The sequence below is a fragment of the Isoptericola sp. NPDC056578 genome (assembly GCF_042793275.1).
Lineage (GTDB): Bacteria > Actinomycetota > Actinomycetes > Actinomycetales > Cellulomonadaceae > Isoptericola.
Genome location: NZ_JBHTVC010000036.1, coordinates 25616 through 49614, shown reverse-complemented (window position 1 = coordinate 49614; position 23999 = coordinate 25616). Strand labels below are relative to the sequence as shown.

14 protein-coding genes, 1 tRNA gene and 1 pseudogene are annotated in these 23999 nt (G+C 72.8%); 9 read left to right on the top strand and 7 right to left on the bottom strand.

What is annotated here, in order from left to right; translation table 11 throughout:
* Positions 1-234: 234 nt before the first annotated feature.
* Positions 235-4644: a hypothetical protein gene (locus ACFQ80_RS14615; protein WP_430564167.1), complete on the top strand. Its 4410-nt coding sequence runs from the start codon at positions 235-237 to the stop codon at positions 4642-4644.
* 65 nt (positions 4645-4709) lie between these two features.
* On the top strand, positions 4710-4916 hold the full coding sequence (locus ACFQ80_RS14610) for a hypothetical protein (protein ID WP_430564166.1): 207 nt from the start codon (positions 4710-4712) through the stop codon (positions 4914-4916).
* Positions 4917-4989: 73 nt separating this feature from the next.
* Here ACFQ80_RS14610 and mscL read toward each other — a convergent pair whose 3' ends face one another.
* Positions 4990-5412: a large conductance mechanosensitive channel protein MscL gene (mscL, locus tag ACFQ80_RS14605; protein ID WP_430548701.1), complete on the bottom strand. Its 423-nt coding sequence runs from the start codon at positions 5410-5412 to the stop codon at positions 4990-4992.
* A 111-nt stretch (positions 5413-5523) separates the two neighbouring features.
* Positions 5524-6294 carry a Flp pilus assembly protein CpaB gene (cpaB, locus tag ACFQ80_RS14600; RefSeq protein WP_430564165.1) on the bottom strand — a complete coding sequence of 257 codons (771 nt, stop codon included), beginning with the start codon at positions 6292-6294 and terminating at the stop codon, positions 5524-5526.
* Positions 6295-6442: 148 nt separating this feature from the next.
* Here cpaB and ACFQ80_RS14595 point away from each other — a divergent pair, with 148 nt between their 5' ends.
* Entirely contained in the window at positions 6443-6619 is a 177-nt protein-coding gene (locus tag ACFQ80_RS14595; protein WP_430564168.1) for a hypothetical protein, read from the top strand.
* A 14-nt stretch (positions 6620-6633) separates the two neighbouring features.
* Here ACFQ80_RS14595 and ACFQ80_RS14590 read toward each other — a convergent pair.
* Positions 6634-6774 (bottom strand): annotated as a pseudogene (locus ACFQ80_RS14590) (FmdB family zinc ribbon protein); the annotation flags it as partial.
* Between the two features lie 104 nt (positions 6775-6878).
* On the opposite strand from ACFQ80_RS14590, the gene ACFQ80_RS14585 reads away from it, so the two are divergent.
* Positions 6879-9614 (top strand): penicillin acylase family protein, encoded by a 2736-nt coding sequence (locus tag ACFQ80_RS14585; protein ID WP_430564164.1) that lies wholly within the window; start codon positions 6879-6881, stop codon positions 9612-9614.
* A 36-nt stretch (positions 9615-9650) separates the two neighbouring features.
* Here the strand turns inward: ACFQ80_RS14585 and ACFQ80_RS14580 are convergent, their stop codons facing one another.
* Both ACFQ80_RS14580 and ACFQ80_RS14575 read right to left on the bottom strand, forming a co-directional pair.
* Complete coding sequence (locus tag ACFQ80_RS14580) at positions 9651-10097, bottom strand: hypothetical protein (protein ID WP_430564163.1); 447 nt, start codon at positions 10095-10097, stop codon at positions 9651-9653.
* A gap of 34 nt (positions 10098-10131) precedes the next feature.
* Positions 10132-10575, bottom strand: coding sequence for a VOC family protein (locus ACFQ80_RS14575; RefSeq protein ID WP_430564162.1), 444 nt, complete (start codon positions 10573-10575; stop codon positions 10132-10134).
* A gap of 140 nt (positions 10576-10715) precedes the next feature.
* Here ACFQ80_RS14575 and ACFQ80_RS14570 point away from each other — a divergent pair, with 140 nt between their 5' ends.
* Positions 10716-11267 carry a CGNR zinc finger domain-containing protein gene (locus tag ACFQ80_RS14570; RefSeq protein ID WP_430548707.1) on the top strand — a complete coding sequence of 184 codons (552 nt, stop codon included), beginning with the start codon at positions 10716-10718 and terminating at the stop codon, positions 11265-11267.
* Between the two features lie 4 nt (positions 11268-11271).
* Here the strand turns inward: ACFQ80_RS14570 and ACFQ80_RS14565 are convergent, their stop codons facing one another.
* Positions 11272-11937 (bottom strand): 5-formyltetrahydrofolate cyclo-ligase, encoded by a 666-nt coding sequence (locus ACFQ80_RS14565; protein ID WP_430564161.1) that lies wholly within the window; start codon positions 11935-11937, stop codon positions 11272-11274.
* A 111-nt stretch (positions 11938-12048) separates the two neighbouring features.
* Between ACFQ80_RS14565 and ACFQ80_RS14560 the strand changes: the two genes are divergently transcribed.
* The 3 genes from ACFQ80_RS14560 to ACFQ80_RS14550 all read left to right on the top strand — a co-directional run bounded on the left by ACFQ80_RS14560 (position 12049) and on the right by ACFQ80_RS14550 (position 14235).
* Positions 12049-12690: a GNAT family N-acetyltransferase gene (locus ACFQ80_RS14560; protein ID WP_430548709.1), complete on the top strand. Its 642-nt coding sequence runs from the start codon at positions 12049-12051 to the stop codon at positions 12688-12690.
* 93 nt (positions 12691-12783) lie between these two features.
* The gene (locus tag ACFQ80_RS14555; protein WP_430564160.1) at positions 12784-14112 is read left to right on the top strand and encodes a hypothetical protein; all 1329 of its coding nucleotides are present in this window, start codon (positions 12784-12786) and stop codon (positions 14110-14112) included.
* Between the two features lie 50 nt (positions 14113-14162).
* Positions 14163-14235: transfer RNA gene (locus ACFQ80_RS14550), tRNA-Ala, on the top strand.
* Positions 14236-14626: 391 nt separating this feature from the next.
* Here ACFQ80_RS14550 and ACFQ80_RS14545 read toward each other — a convergent pair.
* The gene (locus tag ACFQ80_RS14545; protein ID WP_430564159.1) at positions 14627-15001 is read right to left on the bottom strand and encodes a LysR family transcriptional regulator; all 375 of its coding nucleotides are present in this window, start codon (positions 14999-15001) and stop codon (positions 14627-14629) included.
* Between the two features lie 199 nt (positions 15002-15200).
* Between ACFQ80_RS14545 and ACFQ80_RS14540 the strand changes: the two genes are divergently transcribed.
* The gene (locus ACFQ80_RS14540) at positions 15201-23996 is read left to right on the top strand and encodes a DNRLRE domain-containing protein (protein ID WP_430564158.1); all 8796 of its coding nucleotides are present in this window, start codon (positions 15201-15203) and stop codon (positions 23994-23996) included.
* The last annotated feature ends 3 nt before the right edge of the window (positions 23997-23999 follow it).

Sequence of the window (23999 nt, the reverse complement as noted above, 5' to 3'; positions counted from 1 at the left end):
CCCTCCCCCGGGCCCCCCCCCGCGCCGCCCCCGCCGCCGCGGCCGGGCGGGCCCGGGGCCCCGGCCCCGCGCCCCCCCCCCCCCCACGCCCCCCCCGCGCGGGCCGCCCACGACCGTCAGGCCCCGCGACCACCCGGGACGCCCGGCACCGACGGCCGCCGCGCGAGCGCGTCGTCCGAGGCGGCGGCGTCCGTCGAGGCCGCCACGCGCCGCTGGCGCGCGTCCCTGGTGGAGATGGTGGGCGGCTCGTCGCTGTCCGACGTGGGCCTGCTCGGGGAGGCGATCGTCGACCTCTCGAAGGCGCACCCGAACGGGGTCGCCGGGCTCTTCGCGGGGCGCCCGACCCGGCTGTCGAACCTGGTGCGCGAGGGCGAGGCGCTGCCCGCCGCGCGGCGTCGGGCGCGGGCGGTGGCGGCTCGTGCGGCCGAGCACGCGTCGCGGTACGGCGTCGCGCCCACCTACCTCGCGATCGGCGTCGCCACCTGGACCGAGCACGACGACGGGCCCGAGGTCCCGTTCGGCGGCGGCGGACCGCAGCGGCACGACGTCGCGGCGCTCGCGCGGGTGGCGTCGTCGGGCACGACGGCGGCCCCCGGCGCGGACGGCGACCCTGCCGACGACGCCGATCGCGGGAACGGCGACGCGGACGCCCACGGTGCGGCACCGGGCGCGGCGTCGTCGACCGACCAGGACGGCGGTCCCGCGACCGCCGAGGGCCCCGCGGCACCGGAGGACCAGGACGCCGAAGGGCCCGCGCTGACGACGTCGATCCCCGTCGTGTCGATGGCCGCCCGCGAGCCTGCCGCCGCGCCGCGCGCGACGCCCTCGGACCCCGACGCCGCGGCGCCCGCCGGCCGTGTGGTGCACGCGCCCGTGGTGCTGCGGCCGGTGACGCTCACCCCGCGCGGGGACGGCGGCGCCGACTACGACCTCACGCTGGAGCCGACGGTCGAGATCAACCCCGTCGTGGCGCGCACGCTGCGCGCGCACGGGGCGCTCCTCGACCCGGCGGCGCTGGCCAAGGCGACCTTCACGCTCGCCGGCTTCGACCCGACGGACGTGCTGGCGCGCGTGGCGGCGCTGGGCGAGGCCGTGCTGGACGACTTCGAGCTCGACCGGCGCGTGCTCGTCGGCACCTTCGTGCACCCGGGGCAGGCGCTGGTGGACGACCTCGACCAGCTCGCGCCGTCGCTGCACCGGCACGAGGTGGTCGCGGCGCTCGCCGGCGTGGACGACGCGGCGCAGCGGCTGTCCGCGCTGGAGCTCCCCGCCGTGCGCCGGGGCGACGCGGACCCGACGCGCGAACGCGGCGTGGGCGACCTCGACCCGCAGCAGCGCTCCGTCCTGGACGCCCTGGCCACGGGTGGCCACCTGTTCGTCGACGCGCCCGTCGGCTCGGACGTCGCGGGCACGCTCGCGGCCGTCGTCGGCGAGGCGACCGCCGCGGGCCGCTCCGTGCTCTACGTGACGGGCCACCGCCGGGCCGCCGACCGGCTCGCGCTGCGGCTCGAGTCCCTCGGCCTGGAGAGCCTCTTGCTCGACGTGCCGCCGCACCCGACCTGGCGCGAGGACGTGACCCGCCGGCTGCTGTCCGCGATGGCGAGCGAGCCGGAGCAGGTCGACGTGGACGGCGCCGCGCGCGTCCGCGACGCGCTGATCGGCACCCGCTCCCAGCTCACCGGCTACATCGAGGCGCTGCACCAGCCGCGCTCGCCCTGGCAGGTGTCCGCGTACGACGCGCTGCAGGCGCTCGCGCGCCTCACCGCCGAGCGGCCTGCGCCGTCCACCACCGTGCGGCTCGCCTCGGAGTCGGTGCTCGCGCTGCTGCCGGAGCGCCGCCGCGAGATCGCCGCCGGCCTGGAGCGGGCCGCGGCGTTGGGCGCGTTCACCCTGCGACCGTCGTCGACCCCCTGGTACGGGGCCCAGCTGCTCTCCGACGACGACGCGCGGCAGACGCTGGTGCGCGTCGAGCGGCTGCGCGACGTCACCCTGCCCCAGCTGCGCCGCCAGCTCGCGTACACGGGCGAGGTCACCGGCCTGACGACGCCGACGACGGTGCGCGGCTGGGGCGAGCAGCTCGCGATGCTCGGCGGCATGCGCAGCACGCTCGACCTGTTCCACCCGATGGTCTTCGAGCGGACGGCGGCCGACCTCGTGCAGGCGACCGCGTCGCGGCGCTGGCGCGCGGAGCACGGCATCGAGATGGGCTGGTTCGCGCGCCGCCGGCTGCGCAAGCGCGCCAAGGACATGGTGCGGCCCGGCGTCCGGGTGCCGAACCTGCACGAGGCGCTGGTGCAGGTGCAGGAGCAGCGCGACGTCTGGGCCGAGCACGCGCAGCGCGGCGGCTGGCCGACGCTCCCCGAGGGGCTGGCCTCCATCGAGGACACCTACGAGGCCGTGCGCATCGACCTCGAGGCGCTCGAGCCGGTGCTGGCGTCGACCACCCTGGGCGGCCACCTGCTGGACCTCGACCTCGACGGCCTCGCCGAGCGGCTGCAGCGGCTCGCGGGCGACTCGGACGCGCTGACCGTGCTGCCCGAGCGGACCAGCCTGCTGCGCGCGGCGCGGTCCGCGGGCGTGGGCGACCTCGTGGACGACCTCACCGACCGGCGCGTGCCGGGCGACCTCGTCGCCGCGGAGCTCGAGCTCGCCTGGTGGTCGTCCGTCTTCGAGCAGCTGCTCGCCGCCGACCCGGTGCTCGCCGGTCAGGACGGCGTCGGGCTCGACGCGCTCGCCCGCCGCTTCCGCGACCTCGACCGTGAGCACCTCGCCGCGCTGTCCCAGCCGGTGCGGGTCGCCGCCCGGGCGCACCTCGGGTCGGCGATGCGGGAGGACCGGGACTCTGCCGAGGCCCTCTTCACGGAGCTCATCGAGGGCCGGATGACGACGCTGCGCGACCTCGCGGAGCGGCACGGCGACATCCTCCGCCGCCTCCGGCCCGCGCTGGTCGCGACCCCCACCCTGGTGCCGCACCTGCTGCCGGAGCACCGCACCGCCGACGTCGTGATCCTCGACGCCGTGCAGCACGTGCCCACCGAGGTCGTGGTGCCGGCGCTGGCGCGCGGGCGGCAGGTCGTGGTCGTGGGCGACCCGCGGTCGGCGTCGGGCTCCAGCGTGCACGAGCTGTCCGCGCTGCTGCCCACGGTGACGCTGCAGCCGCACGAGCACAGCCGCGACCCGGAGCTCACCCGTCTGCTCGCCGCGCACGGCTACGAGGGGCTGCTGCGGCCGGCGCCGCTGCCGCGCGCCGAGTCGCTGGTGCACCTGGACGTCGTGGAGGGCACCGGCATGCCGGACCCGGTCTCCGGCAGCGTCGAGAGCACGCAGGCCGAGGTCGACCGCGTGGTCGAGGTGTCGATCGAGCACGCCCTGACCCGACCGGAGGAGACGTTCGCGATCGTCACCGTGACGGCCGCGCACGCGGACCGGGTGCGCGAGGCGCTCCTGGCCGAGGTGCGGTCGAACCCCGCGCTGGCGGCGTTCTTCTCGGGCTCGCGGCCCGAGCCCGTCGTCGTCGCGGACATCACCGGGGTGGCGGGGCTGTCGCGCGACACCGTGCTGCTGTCGGTCGGCTTCGGCCGCACGCCGCACGGCCGTGTGCTGCACCGCTTCGGCGTGCTCGGCGAGGCCGGGGGCGAGGCCATGCTGGTCGGCGCGCTGGGCGCCACCCGCAAGCGGCTGCACGTCGTGTCCTGCTTCACCGCCGACGCGCTGGACCCCGAGCGCCTGCGCAGTGCCGGCCCCCGGCTGCTCGTCGAGGCGCTGGAGCTGGCCGAGCGCCGGTCCGGCGTCGCCGACCAGGTGCGGCTCGGCAACGGCGTCGACGTGGGTCGCGCGCCCGACCGGCTGCTCGTCGACCTCGGCGAGCGGCTGTGGAAGCTCGGCTACCTCGTCGAGACCGACTACGGCGCCCCGGACGGCGACCGCATCCCGCTGGTCGTGGGGCACCCCGACCTGCCGGGCGAGCTGCTCGTCGCCGTGCTCACCGACGACGCCGCGTACGTCGCGGAGCCGTCCGTGCGGGTGCGCGACCGGCAGCTCGCGGAACGGCTGGAGCGCCTGGGTTGGGTCGTCACCCAGGTCTGGTCCGCCGCCGCGTTCCTCGACCCCGACGGCGAGGCCGACCGCGTACGCCGCCTCGTGCAGCGCGTGCGCGACGAACGGATCGGCACCGCGGGCGGCGTCGTGCCCCCGCGCGAGGTCGTCGTCCCGGTGCTGCCGGACGAGGACGAGCCGCCCGCCGACCTCGGCGTCCCGCCCGACGTCGTCGTCGAGGTCGCCCCGGAGGTCTCGGCGGAGGACGTCGTCACGGAGGGTGTGTCGGTCGACGGCGTCGAGGCGTCGCGCGACGAGGCCCCGGAGCACGAGCCCTCGGAGCACGAGCCCTCGGAGCGCCAGGGTGCCGAGGCCGTGAGCGACGTGGCAGTGAGCGACGTGCCCGAAGGTGACCTGGCCGAGGGTGTCGTGGCTGAGGGCGACGCGAGCCAGGGCGAGGGCGGGCCGGAGGACATCGACGCGGGCCCCGACGCCGTGCACACCGACGCCCACACAGACGCCGACGTCGACACCGACTCAGACACCGACGCCGACACCGAGACGGATGCCGACGCCGGGACGGACCGCGGGTCGCGTCCTGACGCCTGACCGCCCGCCTCCGGCGGACGACGGCGGCCGACGGCGGCCGACGGGCGATGCCCGACAATGGTCGGGTGAGCGAATCCTCCGACCAGCCGCATCCCGAGACCGGCGGCCCGACGGACGCGGCGGTCCCGCGCAGGCGCGTGCGTCGCCGCGTGGTCCGGCAGGGCACCGAGCGGGAGACGGTGCCGGGCGAGACCGCGGACGACCGTGGCGGTCACGACGACAACGACGACCGCCTGCTGCGCGACGTGCCGCCGCACTGGGGCCGACGCTGACGACGCCGCCGGTCGGGCCCGGAGACGAGGTCTCGACAGGCTCGGCCGGCGGCGCGTGGCGGTATCGCGGGGGTCAGTACTGCGAGCGGCCGGACTGCGCGGCGAGCAGGTCGCGGATCTCCTGCAGCAGGACGGTGTCCTGCGCCAGCGGCTCCGGCTCGACCTCCTGGCCGCGCGCGCGGCGCTCGGCGAGCTTGTTCAGCGGCATCACGATGGCGAAGTACAGCGCCGCCGCGACGATGAGGAAGCTGAGGACGGCGTCGAGGAAGCCGCCGACCGACAGCACCGAGGCGCCGATGCCGTCGTGCGGGCCGCGCAGCGTGATGTCCCAGAGGTTGGTCAGGTCGGGCTTGCCGAAGATCGCGCCGATGATCGGGTTGAGGATGTTGTCGACCATCGCCGTCACGACGGCCGTGAACGCGCTGCCGATGATGATGCCGACGGCGAGGTCGACGACGCTCCCGCGCATGATGAATTCCTTGAAGCCTGCGAGCATGCCCTTCACGTGATTCCCCCTGTGGTGTGTGCCCGGGCGAACCAGGCGTGGACTGACGGTCGCCGATTCTCGCGGGGGATGCGGCGGGCTGCAACGTCAGGGGTCGTCGTGTCACCGCACGAGCACCGCTCCGACGGTGCCCCACCCGGAGGCGGCGGACAGCCCTGGGGCCTCGTCCTCGGTCACCGCCACGAGGGTGACGTCGGCGCCCTGGGGCGTCCTGGTCGCGCCCGACAGCAGGCCGCCGTCGGTCGGCTCGACGGCGTCCGGCTGCGGCAGGACGAGCGCCCGCCGCGCGAGGTAGGCGTCGTCCGGGTCGGTGTCGCCGGTGCCGGAGGCCCGCGCGGCCTCGCCGGTCAGGACCAGGTCGACGCGGTCGCCCGGACGCAGCCAGCCCGCCGCGGTGTCCTCCAGCCGTACGGGAACCACGACGGTCCCCCGCGGGGCCTGCGCGACCACGCCGCCACCGGGCAGCAGCCCGAGGTGGAGGGGGAGCCCGGCGGGCAGCGCGGTCACCGGAGTGCGCCCGACGAGCTCGGCGGGGTCCGTGGCGACGCCGTCGGGGGCGAGGGCGACGTCCACGGCCACCGTGGTGAGGTCCGCGGCGGCGACGGGTTCGCCCGCGGGGAGTGCGCGGGCGGGGACGACGACGTCCAGCGTGGGCGGCGGGGCCGGCCGCACGGCCTGCACGACGGCGGCGGCCGCGAGGCCGCAGCACGCGGCGGCGAGCACGAAGCGGGCTCGCCAGAGGACGGACCGCAGCCGGCGCGCGGCCCGGCGTCGTCCTCCCGGGCCGCCGGGCTCCGGCGGGCGCGCGGACCCGGCCCGTGGTTCCGGGCCGCGGCGGGCGGCGGGTCGGGGGAGCGTGTCGAGCAGCGGCATGCCGGCGACGCTAGGTCGCCCGGCCTCCGCGCGTCGGCGTGGTGCGCAGGCCTGTGGACCACGCCGGCCTGGGGGCAGCGTCCATGCTCGGGAGCGCCGCGGCGGCGTCGTCGGCAGGGTGCCGCCGGACGGTCAGGAGGAGGCGGCCTTGGAGGTGCTGGACGACCCGGACGACGAGGTGCTCGACGAGCTCGACGTGCCGGTCGAGGACGAGCCGCTCGAGGACTCCTTGCCGGACGAGCTGCCGGTGGAGCTGCTCGCCGAGGAGGAGCTGCCGGAGGAGCTGGAGCCCTTGCCCGACCCGGAGCGCGAGTCGGTGCGGTAGAAGCCCGATCCCTTGAACGTCACACCCACGGAGCCGTACTGCTTGCGCAGCGTCCCGCCGCACTCGGGGCAGACGGTCAGCGAGTCGTCCGTGAACGACTGGTGGACGTCGAAGGCGTGGCCGCAGTCGGCACACCGGTACGCATAGGTGGGCACGTGATCTCCTCGGGGCGGACGCCGGCACCCTCGCCGGGACGGCGGGATGCTGGCACTCAGGTGATGCGAGTGCCAATCATACGCCGGACGGTAGTCTCGCCTGCGTGTCAGCGACCGTCACCCCTGCAGAGCCCGGAAACCCGTCCGACCCCGACCCCTCCCAGGACGTGACGGAGACCGAGGAGGCACCCCGCCGGCGCTCGCGGCTCCGCAGCGCCGTCGTCGGTGTCGCCGTCGTCGTGGTGCTGGCTCTCGTGGCCGGCACCGTCTTCACCGTCGTCACGCTGCGCCGGCCGCTGCCGGACCACAAGGGCTCGCAGCAGGTGCCAGGTCTGAGCGCCGCCGTCGAGGTGCGTCGCGACGCCCAGGACGTGCCGCAGGTCTACGCGGACAACCCCGAGGACCTGTTCCGCGCCCAGGGCTACCTGCAGGCGCAGGACCGCTTCTTCGAGATGGACTACCGCCGCCACGTGACGTCCGGCCGCCTCGCCGAGCTGGTCGGCGACGTCCCGGCGGCGATCGAGGCGGACAAGGTGACCCGCACGTTCGGGTGGCGGCAGGTGGCCGAGCAGGAGTGGCACCTCATCTCGGACGACTCGCGCGACTACCTGCAGGCCTACGCGCAGGGCGTGAACGCGTACCTCGAGAGCCGCGACCCGGAGGAGCTCGGCGTCGAGTACACCGTGCTCGGGGCGCGCGTGGACGTCGCCGAGCCGGAGCCGTGGGACCCGGTCGACTCGCTCGCCTGGCTCAAGGCCATGGCCTGGGACCTGCGCGGCAACTACGACAGCGAGCTCGATCGCGCCCTGGCGTACAGCACGCTGGGGGAGACGGACCTGGTCGACGAGCTCTTCCCGGCGTACGGGGAGAGCGGCAACCGGCCGGTGCTGCGCAACCGCGACCTGGCCAACGAGCGCCCCGCGGCGCAGCAGCAGGGTGACGACGCCGGGACCGACGACGGGACCGACGCAGGGACGGACGCCGAGCTGACGTCGGCCCTCACGGGCCGCGCGGTGGGCGGCGGTGGTGAGGCCACCGCCGCGCTGGGTGCCGCCGTCGAGTCGACGCGCAGCGTGCTGGAGGCGGTGCCGGTGCTGGTCGGCAGGGGCGACGCGGCGGGCTCCAACTCGTGGGTCGTGTCGGGGGAGCACACCGAGTCGGGCGAGCCGATGCTCGCGAACGACCCGCACCTCGCGCTGTCCGCGCCCGGGATCTGGTCCCAGGTGGGCCTGCACTGCAACGAGGTCTCCGCGGAGTGCCCGTTCGACGTCGCCGGCTTCTCCTTCGCGGGCTTCCCGGGCGTGGTCATCGGGCACAACGGCGACCTCGCGTGGGGCCTGACCAACATGGGCGCCGACGTCACCGACTTCTTCATCGAGCGGGTGCGCGGCGACACGTGGCTGAAGGACGCCGGCGCGGAGCAGTGGGAGCAGCTCGACACCCGCGAGGAGACCATCCGGGTCGCGGGCGGCACCCCGGTCGACCTCACGGTCCGCAGCACCGAGCACGGCCCGATCGTCTCGGACGTGCTCGACGTCGGCGACGTCGTGGGCTCGCCGACGTCGGAGGGTACGGAGTTCGGCGAGTACGCCGTCGCCCTGCAGTGGACGGCGTTGCAGCCCGGCCGCACGGCCGACGCCGTCTTCGCGTTCGACACGGCGAAGGACGCCGACGACGTGCGTGCCGCGGCCGCGCTGTTCGAGGTGCCGGCCCAGAGCATCGTGTTCGCCACGACGGACGGGCACATCGGGTACCAGGCGCCGGGCCGCATCCCGGTCCGGTCCGAGGTGAAGGGCCCCGTGCCGTCGGACGGCACCTGGCCGCGACCCGGCTGGGACCCGCGCTACGACTGGCAGGGCTGGGTGGACGCCGACGACATGCCCCGCGCCCTCGACCCCGAGGAGGGCTTCGTCGTCGCGGCCAACCAGGCCGTGCTGCGCGACGGGACGCGCCCGTACCTCGCGGACGACTGGGACTACGGGTACCGCTCGGAGCGCATCCGCACGCTGCTCTCGCAGCAGATCGCGGCCGGCAGGCCGTTCACGGCCGAGGACATGAACCGCATCCAGAACGACGACTGGTCGGCGTTCGCGGAGGCCCTGGTGCCCACGCTGCTCGACATCGACCTCGACGACTCCTACGTCGCGGCGGGGCAGGACCTGCTCGCGGACTGGGACTACCGGATGGACGCGGACTCCCCGGCGGCCGCGTACTTCGCCGCGGTGTGGCGCAACCTCCTGCAGGAGGCGTTCTGGGACGACCTGCCCCCGAGCATGCGTCCCGACGGCGGGTCGCAGTGGCTCCTGGTGGTGAAGTCGATGCTCGACCGGTCCGAGGACGCGTTCTGGGACGACCGCACGACGGCGAACGTCGTCGAGTCGCGCGACGAGATCCTCACGCGGGCCCTGACCAGCGCGCGCCGCGACCTCACGGTCGAGCTGTCGAAGGAGCCGACCGACTGGGACTGGGGCACGCTGCACACGCTGCAGCTCGAGCACCCGGTGATCGGCGGCGAGGGCGTGCCCGCCCTGGTGCGCGACCTCGTCAACCCCGACCCGGTGCGGATGCCCGGCGGCTCGTCCATCGTCAACGCCACGGGGTGGGACGCCGGCACGGGCAGCTTCGCCGTGACGACCGGCCCGTCCATGCGGATGGTGGTGGACCTGGCCGACCTGGACGCGTCGACGTGGGTGACCGTCACCGGGGTGTCCGGCCACCCGGCGTCGTCGCACTACGACGACCAGCTCGACGACTGGGCCGCGGGGAAGACGTTCGCGTGGCCCTTCACCCGCGAGGCGGTCGAGGAGGCGGCGGAGACGCGCACGACGCTCGTCCCCTGACCGCCCCGCGGCGGGGCCCTGACCGCGGCGCCGGGATCAGAAGTCGTCCGCGAAGGCCTCGCCGTAGGCGTCGGCCCACGACAGCTGTTGCGCCAGGTCGCGGGCGTCGGTGACCTGTCCCGATTCCGCGGCCGGCGGGGTCGCGGAGTCATCAAGCAGCGTGATGCCGATGACAGCGGTCGCGGTCGCTGCGACGAACGCCACCCCGAGCGCCACGGCCGTGCGGCCCGGGCCGCGCAGCCAGCGGCGCACGAGGCCGTGCGGGCCGGACGGGTCGTCGGCCCGACCCCCCTCCGAGATGTCGCGGCTGCTGTCGCCGGCGCTGCCGTCGGCCGCGAGGAGGGCGTCGAGCTGACGAGGCGTGAGGCGCTCGAACGCGTCGACGACCGCCGGCGAGAGGCTCCGGCCGGCCCGGCGGTCGGCCTCGCGGAATCGGTCGAGCGCGTCCCGGTCGGCGCGGTCGAGGCGGGGTGCGGTGGTCATGGTCGGGTCTCCTGGTTCTCGGCTGCGGCTGGTGTCAGCGGCCCGGCGCGCGGGTCACGACCTGCTGGAGCACCCAGCCGTTGCCGTCCGGGTCGGCGAACGACGCGTAGGTGGCGTAGCTGTCCGCAGCCGGGTGCGGCCCGGGCACGCGGTGGGCGTCCCCGGCCCAGTGGAAGACGCCGTCGGCGTCGTGCCACAGCTCGCTCACGTCGGCGCCGCGGCCCCGGAGCTCCTCGCGGGCCGCGGCGATATCGATGGTGACCAAGTGCAGGCCCTGGAGCGAGCCGGGGGCAGCGTCGGTGAGGTGCTCGCCGAAGATGATCGACGCCCCGGAGCCCGGGGGCGTGACCTGGACGACGCGCAGACCGCGGTCGCTGCGGAAGTCGGCGTCGAGCCGGAAACCCAGCCCCGTGTAGAAGTCCTTGGCCCGGTCCACGTCGGAGACGGGCAGGACGACGATCTCGAGCGTGAGCTCCATGGTGTTCCTCCGGTTCGGCGACCGGCGTTACCGGTCTGACTGGTGACGACTCTGCTCTCGGTCGCGTCACCTGTCAAAGTGGTGATGATCACGCCGTGCTCGACTTGCGGGCCCATCTCGTCACCGGCCAGGATGGTGACGTGATCCATGCCTTCCCCTGCGGCACGCCGGCGCTGGACTTCGTCGGCACGCTCCGCGCGCGCCGCAACGACGAGCCCACCGAGAAGCTCGCGTCCGTCGCCGACCTCGACGCCTGGTGCGTGGAATCGGGCCTGCTGGACGGCGCCCCGGCGTCGGACGCGGGCGACCTGCGGCACGCCGTCGAGCTGCGCGAGGCGATCTACGCGCTGGTCCGGGCGCGCCTGCTGGACCGCCCCCTGCCCGCCGAGGCGGTCGGGACGGTCAACCGGTACGCCGCGCACGCTCCGCTCACCCCGGTGCTGACGGAGGCGGGATGGTCCCGGGTCGGCAGCGCCGCACAGGTGCTGTCCCAGCTCGCGCGCGAGGCCGTCGAGATCGTGGGCGGGGACGCGGCCGCGCTGCTGCGCGAGTGCGGGCGGCCGGAGTGCACGCAGGTCTACCTCGACCACTCCCGCGGGCGGCGCCGTGAGTGGTGCTCGATGGCCACCTGCGGCAGCCGGATGAAGGCGGCGGCCTACCGTGCGCGCCGGCGCGCGGGCGTGGACGCCTGAACCGTCAGGCCTCGCCGACGGCGGGAAGCTCCCGCCAGGCGTCCGGGGTGACGACGGCGTGCACGGGCACGTCGTGCTCCTCCGCGGGCAGCGGGTGGGTGGCGGAGTCGTAGAGCTCCTCGGGGAAGACGAGCGCGACGACGGGCACGCCCGGGCGGCGGATCTTCAGCAGCCGGTCGTACCAGCCGCCGCCCTGGCCGAGGCGGACACCGCGGTCGTCGACGGCGAGGGCGGGTGCCACGACGACGTCGGCCTGGGTGATGGCCTCGGCTCCGAGGGCGGGTCCGCTCGGCTCGGGCGGCCGTCCCGGGGCGCGCTCGAGCAGGTCGTCGGGCCCGGTGTACTCGGCCCAGTCGCGGGCCAGGCCCGCGCCGAGCACGGGCAGGAGCACCCGGGCGCCGCGCGCGGCGAGCCGCTCCAGCAGGACGTGCGTGCCCGGTTCCGTGGGACGCGAGACGTAGGTGGCGACGACCGCGGCGTCGCGGACGGCGGGCACCGTGGCGAGGACCTCGGCAAAGGCGTGCGCGGCCTCGTCCCGCAGGCGCGGGGAGCGCTCGGCGCGGTGCGCGCGGATGGCCCGGCGGAGCTCCTCCTTGGCGTCCGCAGCCTCCATCCCGGCGACGACGGGGTAGGGCTGGTGTGCTCTCGATCCGTTGCGGTCGCCGTGCATGGGGCCATTGTGGCAGGGTCCCGTCCGGGGAGTTCCCGGCGCGCGCCGGAGACGCACAGAACGGCTCCGGCCCGCGGGCAGGGGTGGAGCGTCGGGACGGAACGAGGTGGCATGACGCACAAGCTCGCCCGGGGATGGGCCGTGTCCCGGCCCTGGCCGGTCACGCTGCGCGAGGACGGGCCCTCGGGCACCGTCGTGCTGCGCCCGCTGCGCCGCAAGGACGGCCCCGAGTGGCTGCGCCTGCGGTCGGCGAACGCGAGCTGGCTCGAGCCGTGGGAGGCGACCTCGCCGGGGGAGCGGCCCGCCGCGTCGACGTTCGGCGACTACCTGCGCGCGCTGTCCGCGCAGGCGCGCGCCGGGACGACGCTGCCGTTCGCCGTCGAGCTCGACGGCGCCCTGGTCGGGCAGCTCACCGTGTCCCAGATCGTCTACGGCTCCCTGTGCTCCGCGAGCATCGGGTACTGGGTGTCGCGCGACGTCGCGGGCCGCGGCGTGATCCCGACGTCGGTCGCGATGGCGGGCGACTACTGCCTCGCGATGCTCGGGCTGCACCGCATCGAGATCAACATCCGCCCCGAGAACGCCCCGAGCCTGCGGGTGGTGGAGAAGCTCGGGTTCCGCGACGAGGGCGTGCGCGAGCGCTACCTGCACATCCAGGGCCGGTGGCGCGACCACCGCACCTTCGCCCTCACCACCGAGGACGTGCCGGAGGGCCTCCTGGCCCGCTGGCAGCAGGTGCGCGACGGCGACTGACGCCGTCGCGCGGGTCCCGGACCCGCGACCCGACCACGGACACGCCGCGACGGCGTGCGTCCGCGGCGTCGTCGCGTCCCCTACCGTCGTGACGTGGAAACGTCGGCGGCAGGACTCGCGGTGCTCGCGCTGTTCGTCCTGTGGCTGGGCTTCTGGGTGCCGCACCGGCTGCGGCACCGCCAGCAGCTGCAGGACGCGCGGGTGGAGGACAGGTTCTCCGGCGGGCTCCGGGTGCTGGCGGTGGCGGGTGCGGGCGGCACGCGCGGGGTGACGACCCCGACCGGCGGCGCGACGCCGCTGCTGGTGCCCGGCACGTCGTCGGAGGGCGGACGAGGGGAGCGACCGATGGGTCTGGACGACGACGGGGGCGCGTCGCGTGCCCTGACGGCCCCGCGCGCCACAGGGCAGGGCGATCGACCGCGCGAGTCCCGCCTCGCCCTGCTCGAGCAGCGCGCCGCGAGGGCGCGCCGTCGGCTCCTGCTGACCGTCCTCCTGCTCCTTGTCACGATCGGCGGCTGGGTCGTCGTCGGCCTCGGCCTGGTCGGCTGGTACGCCGGGGCCGCGCCCACCGCGCTGCTGCTCGTCGTGCTGGTGCTGGGCCGGGTCGCGGTGCTGCAGGCCCGGCGTGCCGACGCGCGGTGGGTCGCGGAGCGCAAGGCCGCCCAGCGGCAGGCGACCGAGGCACGGGCGCTCGCGAACGGCGGGCCGCACGCGCCGCGCAACCGCCCCCGGGTGACGGGCCACGCGGTGCGCCCGTCGGCGACGCACACGCAGCTCATCCCGCGCGTGGCGGCGCCCGCCGACCAGCCCGCCGCCCGCACCTCCCCGCGGGCGACGCGGCGCACGGAGCCCGCCTCCCCGGGCTCGCGCGCGACCGTCCCCGCCGCCGACGCCCGTGGCGAGGAGAGCGCGGAGCCCGAGCCGGCCACGGTCCGCCGCGCCGCCGCGTCGTCGGAGCGCCTCGTCTTCGACGTCCGCGCCGACGAGCCGGCGGCGACGCCGGAGCCCGTCGTCGTCGTCGACCCGGGGGAGCGGGGTGACGGAGCGCCCGCCGGGCCGCCGCCGGTCGGCAGCGAGCCGTGGGAGCCCGTGCCCGTGCCCCTGCCGACCTACGTCACGAAGCCGGCGGCCCCCCGGCGCGAGCCGCGGCCGCTCGCGGCCCCGGGTGTAGGCCGTACGCTCCCGGCGGGCGACGCCGCGCGCGGCGCGGCGCTGGCCGCGACCGTCCGCGCGACGCTCGGCCCGACCGCGACGCCCGCCGGGGCACCGGTCGCCGAGCGGGCTCCCGGCACCCTGGGCGCCGCGTCGTCGACCGCCGACGGCACGACGGACCTGGCAGCGGCGGACGAGCCGCGACCGCGCACCGAGACCCTCGGCCTGCCGCTGGACGAGATCCTCGCCCGGCGTCGCGCGGCGGGCTGAGCCGATTTGGCGACCTGCGGTGACCGGGTGCTAATGTTGGCACCGCTCTCGGGGCTATGGCGCAGTTGGTAGCGCGTCTCGTTCGCAATGAGAAGGTCGGGGGTTCGAATCCCCCTAGCTCCACCGAAGGCCGAAGGCCGCCGCACCTGGTGCGGCGGCCTTCGTCGTTCTCGGACCGCTCTGGTGAAGTTGGACGAGGGGCGGTTGGCCCCCTGACATCGGGCCTGACCGCCGCGGATGACGCTCATGCCCGGTCGACGGCGGCCCGCACGAGCGCCACGAAGCACTGGGGATCGACGTCCAACCCGTCGGCCGGGCGTTGGCCGTGGCTGGCGACGACCAGGTCGACGTCGACGTGATATCTCCGTGTTCGGGACGCGCGTGAACCCGTCACGCAGGCCGACCTCACCGGACGTGCAGGGCTGCCAGGTGTGCACGCGATCAGGCTCCCCCGGTCACGACTCGAGGTCGAGCAAAGACCTCTCGTGGGGGTGGGTGAGACACCTCGCCCGGCTCACGCTGCCGTGCTGTGGCGGGCCCGTTGGTGGGTGGGAGTCCGCCGGGAGCGGGGCGTTCGCGGTGCCGGTGCTGTCCCGGCGCTCTGCATGCGCTCGACCTCGCGGAGGACGATGACGCAGGACTTGAGGACCGCTCGGCCCGCGTCGGTGGCGTCGTAGCCGCCGTCGTCGGTGCGTCGCAGGAGCGTGAAGCCGAGGTCGTCGGTGAGGGTTCGCACCTGGGTGCTGACGGAGCTCACGGCGATGCCGAGTGCGCGTGCGGCGCGTGTCATCGACCGGTGCTCGACGACGGCCTGGAAGGTCCTGAGCTGAGCGAGTGACACCACTGAAGCCTCCCTGGGGCTGCACTGCCTGGCGGCGAGAAGGTACATGCGACCGTTGCGGACGTCAACAGAGCATGGAAGCGCTCTCTGGTGTGTTTCGGTTTCTTTGAAGATCGCTACGCCGGTCCGGATTTCACCCGCTACGTTCAGCGCGCCCCGATCGGCGCGTGCTAGGCGAGCGACCTGGGCGACAAGTTCAGATCCGGAGCGCCGCACGGTGGCGGACGCCCGAGCCCGGGAGTGCTACGTGAGTTCATCGGTTCGTCGTCGTCACCTCATGCGGACGCTGGTCGCCTCCGGGCTGAGCGCGTCGTTGGTCACGACGATCGTGGTGGGTGGACCAGGCTCCGCTCTCGCTGCGGGCAAGCCGGATGCGACCTCGCCGGGCGAGGAGCACGCGCAGGAGTCCGGCGACGTCGGCTTCTGGGGGCGGCTGCTCGGTGGCGGCGAGAAGGAGCCGGCCAAGGCTCCGGCGTCGTCGGAGGGCGTGCCGAGCCGTGAGCACCTGCCGAAGGGCGAAGTGGCCCCGAAGGCGGAGCGCGTGCGGGAGCTGAAGGACCGCCGCACCACGAACTCGCGGTCATTCCTGATGAGCAACGGCCAGGTGCAGGTCGAGGTGTCGGCGGAGCCGGTCGCGTTCGAGGCGGCCGACGGGTCGTTCCAGGAGATCGACACCACGGTCGAGCCGACGGCGAAGGGGTCGAAGGCGCGCGGCAAGGGGTGGGCGGCGTCGAACCGGAGCAACGTGGCGAAGTCGTTCTTCGGGACGTCGCCGGAGTCGGTGCTGCGCGTCGAGGCCGACGGCGGCAACGGGGTGACCCTGGGGCTGGCCTCGGCCGAGGACGCAGGGCTGAAGCCGGTCGTCGACGGGTCTCGCGTGACCTATGCGGACGTCGAGGCGTTGGCCGGCGGGGACCTGGTGTACGACGCGGAGCCGGGCCAGGTGAAGGAGTCGATCGTCCTGGACGAGGCCCCGACGGACCCGGTGAGCTTCGAGTTCACGCTGGACGGCCTGGACGGCCTGGTCCCGCAGGTGGAGGACGACGGGTCGATCGGGTTCTACGGCGAGGCCGCCGACCCGGTGCTGACGATGCCGGCGGGCGTGATGTTCGACTCGGCCAAGGGCGAGTCGAGCGAGGGCGGCAAGGTGGCCCCGGCGGACGACCAGGGGCGCGCGGTCTCGACGGACGTGGCCTACGACCTGGCGGAGGCCGAGGACGGGGCGTGGTCGCTCACGGTCACCCCGGATGCGAAGTGGCTGGCGGCGAAGGAGCGGGTCTTCCCGGTGACGGTGGACCCGACGATCATCGTCGCTCCGACGCCGACGACCAGCAAGGACACGTTCGTCCACTCGCTGAACCCGGACACGAACTACGGCACGTCGGAGCGGCTGTCGGTCGGCCGGACCGATGGCGACGGTGTGGTGCGCGGGCTCGTGACGTTCCCGCTGCCGCAGGTGCCGGCGGGCACGCCGCTGACGTCGGCGGCACTGCAGATGTACTACTCCCAGACGCACACGAGCTACACCACGGACGTGGCCCTGGAGGCGCACCGTGCGACGGCGGCGTGGGACTCGCTGTCGGCGACGTGGAACTCCTCGAAGAGCCTGGTCGGTGAGCTCTCGGGCACGCAGATCGTGGTGGACAACGGGGATGCTGGCACGGCGGCGACGGGGTCGTGGCCGGCGTCGGGCAACGCGGACCTGACGAAGTACGCGGTCGGTGGCGACTACCAGTTCGCGACTGGCACTCCGGCGGGTGACGCGTACACGTGGCGTCCGACGCTGCCGGCCGCGGGGACCTGGCGGGTGGACGTGCATCACGTTCCCGCGAACGACCGGCTGACGAACGTGCCGTACACGGTGGCGTACTCGGGTGGTTCCAAGACCTACTCGGTGGACCAGACGCGCGGCACCGGCGGGGTGTGGACCACGCTGGGCGCGCACCCGTTCAAGGCGGGCACGACGGGCACGGTGGTGGTCAAGGACACGCCGTCGACGACGTCGACATCCGTCATCGCGGACGCGGTGCGCTTCACCAAGGGCTCCACGGTGGTCAAGCCATCCGGTGAGCTGCAGAAGTGGCACTCCTACGACGTGACGGACACGGTGCAGGGCTGGCTGGACGGCACGTTCCCGAACTACGGGTTCGTGCTGAAGGCCGCGGACGAGTCCGCGAACGGGCCGCTGGGCGGTCCGCGGTACGACGCGAGCGAGTACACCTACGGCGGTGAGACGCGTAACCGGCCGAAGCTGGTGCTGACGTACGGACGCCCGGGCGTGGTGCTGGACATCCCGGAGACGATTCACGCGACCGGCGCGGAGCTGGCGTGGTCCGCGTACGCGGACCCGTCGACCACTTCCACGGCGGACGACCTGGTGGAGTACCAGGTGCACCGCAGCATCTACCAGACGTTCACGCCGTCGGCGGCGACGCTGGTCTCCCCGGTGGCGCCCGGGAGCACGACGTTCACGGACACGACCGCGGTGCCCACTCCCGCGGACAGCACGGACCCGCTGGGCCGGGCGTACTACTACCAGGTCGCGGTGAAGACGAAGGACGGCACGGTGGTGCCGTCCAGCACGCAACTGGTTCGGCTGCCGAAGGCGGGGCACACCACCAAGGAGATCCTGGCCACGGGTGACGCGTCGCTGTCCTCGGGCAAACCGACGACGAACCTCAATGTGATCCAGGACGCGGGCCCCCAGAGCTGGGACATGGTCGGCAACGACTCGTCCTACTACGGCGACGTGCGGATGGTCGCGGAGTTCGACGACTGGGGCATCCCGGCCGGCGCACGGATCACGGACGCGTCGTTGCGGATGTGGAAGACAGTCTCGGAGATCACCACGGCCGGCGGCGTGTACGAGGCGCGGCAGCTGACCACCGACTTCGACGAGGCCACCGCGACGTGGAACCTGCCAAAGACGGGCGGTGCGTGGACGAAGGCCGGGGGCGACTTCGGTACGACCGTGGTGGGCACCAACGCCGACTTCCCGGACGGGTCGGAACGCGTGGGCTGGGACGTGAAGTCCCTCGTCCAGAAGTGGGCGGACGCCCCCACCGCATACCGCGGCGTGATGCTGAAGATGGCGAACGAAACCCTCGCGCAGGAGCACACCCTGTTCGCGTCGCGCGAGCTGGAGTCCAAGGGCGGGCTCGAGCGCTCGGGACCGCGCCTGGCGATCACCTACCTGGACACGACGCCGGAGGGCACGTTCTACGCACCCGAGACGCCGTCGCGCATGGAGTCAGGCGCGCCCTACAGCGCGGACGTCACGGTGACGAACACGACCACGAGCACGTGGACGGCCGCGGGCCAGCAGCTGCGTGCGACGTGGACGCTGCCCGACGGGTCCGCCGTCGCCGGGGCGAAGCCGACGACCACTGCGTTGCCGCAGGACATGTCGCCCGGGGAGTCGCACACGATCACCGCGCAGGTGACGCCGCCGCCGGTCACGGAGGGGAACAAGCGCAACGACGCGACCCTGAACTGGCAGGTCGTCGCGACGGGGACCTCGACGCCCGCGCCGGGGCTGCCGTCCGACGGCCTGAAGCAGAACGTCGCGGTCGAGGACCCGACGTCCGACGAGCTGGGCCTCGAGTCCTTCTACACGTACGCGGGCAAGAACACGGGCGCGGGCTCGTCGGTGATGACGAACGTCGCATCCGGGAACGCGGTGTGGTCGTATGACGCGTTCACGAACCCGGGGCGCGGTCTGACGACCTTCGCCAGGTTCGCGTACAACTCGATGGACACCTCCGACACCGTGTCCGGGTATGGCTGGTCGACCCAGCTCGCAGGGCCGGTCCGCCTGGGCGCCCCGCTCGACTTCCACCCCAACCCGAACCCCACCGAGGTGTTCCTGCCCGACGGCGACGGCACCACGCACGTGTTCCGCCTCAACGAGACGACCGGCGAGTGGGTCGCCCCTGCCGGGGTCAACTACAAGCTGTCGTCGAAGGCCGGCCTGGACTGCAAGCCGGGCAACGGCAAGGACGAGGTCTCGGACGCGTGGACGATGCTGCGCCCGGACGGGACCCGGTTCCTGTTCGACTGCGACGGGTACCTGACGTCCACGGTGGACAAGAACGGCAACACGCAGACGTTCACCTACGCGCAGCGCCAGTCGAACAACAAGCCGACCAAGTTCCTGAGCTACGTCACCGACCCCGCGGGGCGGCAGGCCCTGAGCGTGGAGTACTGGGAGAAGGGGCAGTCCGGCTACAAGTACGTGGACGCGACCGGTGCGGTCGTTTCGGCCACCGGCAAGCTCAACAACTCCAAGATCTACGACCACGTGAAGGCGATCACGGACGTCTCCGGCCGCCGCGTCGAGCTCTACTACACGGACAAGGGTCTGCTGGGGCAGCTGGTCGACGGCGCGGGTTCGGCCAAGGCCAAGACCTTCGGCTTCACCTACGACGCCACGCAGGGCAACAAGAACGTCAAGCTGGTCACGATCACCGACCCTCGCGGCAACGCGACCGCGTTGGACTACTTCGCGCCGTCGCAGGGTGACGACCAGGCCGACCACTGGAAGGCTCAGACGATCACCGACCGCCTCGGCGGCGACACCACGTTCGCGTACGCGCCGAACGCGACCGACGACACGCTGCGGGACGCGACGGTCACCGACGACAAGGGCAAGGTCACGTCCTACACCTCGGACGTGCGCGGCCGCGCCCTGTCCGTGACGAACGCGAAGGCCGAGAAGGTCGCGCTGACCTGGGACGCGGACAACAACGTCCGCACCCTGACCGAGGCTAACGGCGCGGTCACGGCGTACTGCTACGACCCGAAGACCGGGTACCCGATCTGGCAGCGGGACGCCGAGCAGAACAAGGCGAACGGCGGCGCGCCGGCCGCGACGGAGTGCGTGCGCGGGATGACCGCGGCGAAGGCGCCGAAGGGCGCGGCGGTGTACGAGTACGCCACCCGGGCCGACGGCTACGCGGCGGACCTGTTCCGCACCACGTCCGCGGCCGGGAGGGTCAACCAGTTCGGGTACGACACGTTCGGCAACCTCACCTCGGTGACGGACGGCCTCGGCCTGGCGACGTCGACCGCGGGCGACTACACGACCACGTACACCTACGACGCTTACGGGCAGCTCAAGACCGCGACGGACGCGAACGGCAACGCCACGACCTACTCGAGCTTCACCGCGACGGGGTATCCCGAGAAGATCACGGACGCGCTGAGCAAGGTCACGACCAGCTCCTACGACGTGCGCGGCCAGGTCCTGAAGGTCACGGACGCCGCCGGCGGGTGGACCACGCAGGCCTACGACGTGTTCGGGCGTCCGCTGGAGTCCGCGACGCTGAAGTCCGGCAGCGGCACGAGCGCGGTGACGCTCACGACGCCGGCGCCGGTGTACGACGCGAACGACAACGTCACCACATCGACCGCCCCGAATGGCGCGGTCAGCACCGCGGCCTACGACAAGGCGGACCAGGTCACCAAGACTACGGCGCCGAAGGACACGGACACCTCCGGTGAGCGGGCCACGACGTACGCCTACGACACGGTCGGGAACCTGACGTCGGTGACCGAGCCGAAGGGCGTGGCCACCACCACCGTGGCGGACGACTACACCACGAAGTACACCTACGACGACGTCTACCAGCTGACTGCAGTGACGAACGCGGCCGGGGACCGGATCGAGTACTCCTACGACAAGGTCGGCAACACGGTCGAGGTGCGGGACCCGAAGAAGGTCGCCTCCACGTCGACCACGGACTTCACCTCGCGCACCGGGTACGACCTGAACCACCGCCCGATCACGGCCACGGACGCCGACGGCAACATCACGCGTACGGCGTATGACGCGGACTCGCTGGTCACCTCGGCGACCGACGCGGACGGCAACGTCACGACCACGAAGTACGACGCGCGTGGGGCGCAGGTCGAGGTCAAGGTGCCGCATTCGGGCACCGGTGACGCGATCGTGTACCGCACCACTAAGTACGAGTACGACGAGGTCGGCAACACTACCCGGGTGGTCACCCCGCGGGGTGTGGACACCGCGGCGGCGGACGATTTCGCGCTGCGGACCGAGTACGACGAGCTGAACCGGCCGGTCAAGCAGTTCCAGCCGTACGACCCGGCCGACACCCGGTACAACAAGGCGGACGTCTTCACGGAGACGACGTACGACGCCGTCGGGCGGGTGAAGGCCACGTCCATGCCACCCTCGGACGGGCAGACGAAGCGGAACACGACCACGTTCGAGTACTTCGCGAACGGGTGGGTGAAGTCGTCGAAGGACCCGCACGGCATCGCCACGACGTACGACTACGACGAGCTCGGCCAGCAGACGGCGCGCACGCTCACCTCTGCCGGTGGTTCGGCGAACCGCACGATGACGTGGTCGTACTTCCCGGACGGGAAGCTGCGCACGATGGCGGACGACGGCGTCCCGGTGGGGTCAAACGAGGTCCTCGCGGACAACTCCGACCGCCAGTCGACGACGGTCAAGGGCACCTGGGCGACCGGTGACCTGACCGGTCAGCAGGGCATCGACCACCGCACGCACGCTGCCACGGCGACGCCGGGCACGGACGCGTTCACGTGGAGCCTGGACGTGCCCGCGAACGGGACGTACGACCTGTACGTCGCGTACCCGAATGTGACCGGCGCGGCGAAGGACGCCTCGTTCACCCTCACGCACGGCGACCCGGAGGCCGCCGCGGGCAGCGAGGGCGCGCAGGTCGTGGAGCCGAAGGTCACGGTGGACCAGTCCGCCGGCGCGGGTGCGTGGAAGAAGGTCGGGTCATACGAGCTCGACAAGAACGAGGCGACGTCCCTGTCGCTGGTGCCGTCGGCCACTGGCCTGGTGGTCGCGGATGCGGCGAAGCTGGTGCGCGACAACAGCGCCGACACGGACACAGAGCAGAAGACGTTCACCTACGGGTATGACGTGAACGGCAACCTGACCACGATCGACGACGCGTCCTCGGGTGCGGGGATCGACGCGTACAAGGTGGCCTACGACCAGCTGAACCAGGTTGCGTCGGTGACGGAGAACCTGGCCGGTACGGCGAAGACGACCACGTCGTACGCGTACGACGTCAACGGGCAGCCGACGAAGGTCACGCACCCGGACCAGGTCAGCGATTACACCTACGACACGCGCGAGCTGCTCAAGACGGTCGGCGTGACCGACACGACCGGCGAGACCCCGGGGTCGGTGAAGACGACGACGTACGGGTACACGACGCGGTCGCAGAAGGCGTCCGAGACGAAGCCGAACGGGAACGTGACCTCGTACACGTACTTCCTGGACGGTGCGCTGAAGTCCACCAAGGAGGTCAAGAAGGACGGGACCACGCTGGTCGCGTCGCACGCGTACACGTACGACGCGAACGGCAACCAGGCCACGGACGCGGCGTCGAAGATGAACGCGGACGACCACGGCGCGTACCTGGACTCCACGACGACGTACACGTACGACCCGGTCGACCGGCTCGCGAAGAAGGTCAAGACCGGCAACGGGTCCTCGGAAGAGACCTACGTGCACGACGCGAACGCGAACGTCATCTCCCAGACGCTCAAGGGCGCGACCACGACCTACGCGTACGACCGCAACTGGCTGCAGACCGCCACCACGGGCGGGCAGACGGCGAACTACACGTACGACCCGTTCGGCCGGCAGCAGTCGGTCACTGCGGCGGGAACGGTGATCTCCCGGAACACGTATGACGGGTTCGACCACGTGGCGAAGTCCGAGAAGATGGACGACACAGGCGCCCTGGTCGCCACGACGTACAAGTTCGACCCGCTGGACCGCACCACCTCGTCCACCTCGGGTGGCAAGACGACCGACTACACCTACCTGGGCCTGTCGACCGAGGTCCTCACGGAGGAGGTCGCGGGCGAGCTGGCGAAGTCGTACCAGTACTCCCCGTGGGGCGGCCGACTGTCGCAGATCTCCCACCAGGCCGACACGGAGAACGGCATCGAGGCAGGGGAGACGGCGTACTACGGGTACAACGCCCACACCGACGTCGAGACCCTGACCGACGAGACGGGCAACACGACCGCGACCTACGGGTACACCGCCTACGGGTTGGACGACACGTCGGAGTTCACCGGCATCGACAAGCCCGAAGCCGGCGACCCGACCGCGGCGGAGCCGTACAACGCGTACCGGTACAACTCCAAGCGCCTCAACGCCGGCTCCGGCACCTACGACATGGGGTTCCGCGACTACGACCCAGGCCTCAACCGCTTCACCACCCGCGACATGTACAACGGGGCACTGGCCGACATTGGGCTTGGCGCCGACCCGTATACAGGCAACCGGTACGCCTTCACAGCTGGCAACCCCATCAGTGGGATCGAGCTCGACGGACACAGGCTCTCAGATCCAAGCGCTGTCGTTTCAGATCCAGGGCCGTTGACGGTCAACGATTTCGAAACCATGAAGGAGCACCCAGAGTCGATCGAACTCATCACGGCGGAACCGACGCCACTCCAGGAATGGTTTGGCGGAAAGATGGACGAGCTGAGCAACACCAATATCCTCGAGGGATTTGGATTCGATCCGCCCGCAGGGGAGTGTGCGCCCGGCAATGACGAAGCGTGCGCATGGGAAATGACGAACGACTTCCTGTTGGTCATGATTCCTGGTGGCGCGGCCACCCGTGGGGCGCCGGCGCTCGAAGGGGCCGCCGCGCTACGTGGCGCCGCCGCGCCCAGCTCGAGTATCATCCTTGAGGCTTCGCAAGCTGCAAAGTCTGTCGACGTTGCCGCTTCGCGGGTAAAGTTGAGGGTGGGGACAAAAGCAAAGATTCAAGAGGCTGCGCCCAAGACAGCAAGCGGCGATTTCATCGACCCGAATACCGGTCAGATCATTCCTCGCACCGGCCCTTTCCATTATGGGCACAAGCCAGGATTCGAGTGGTGGCGTACGCAGCAGCAGGCGCGGCAAGAGGGATGGACGCGCCAGCAGGTCATCGATTTTGAGAACGATTCGACGCACTATCAGATCGAAGATCCTGTTTCGAACATGAGTCACCGATTCGAGATGCCGAGGTAACAG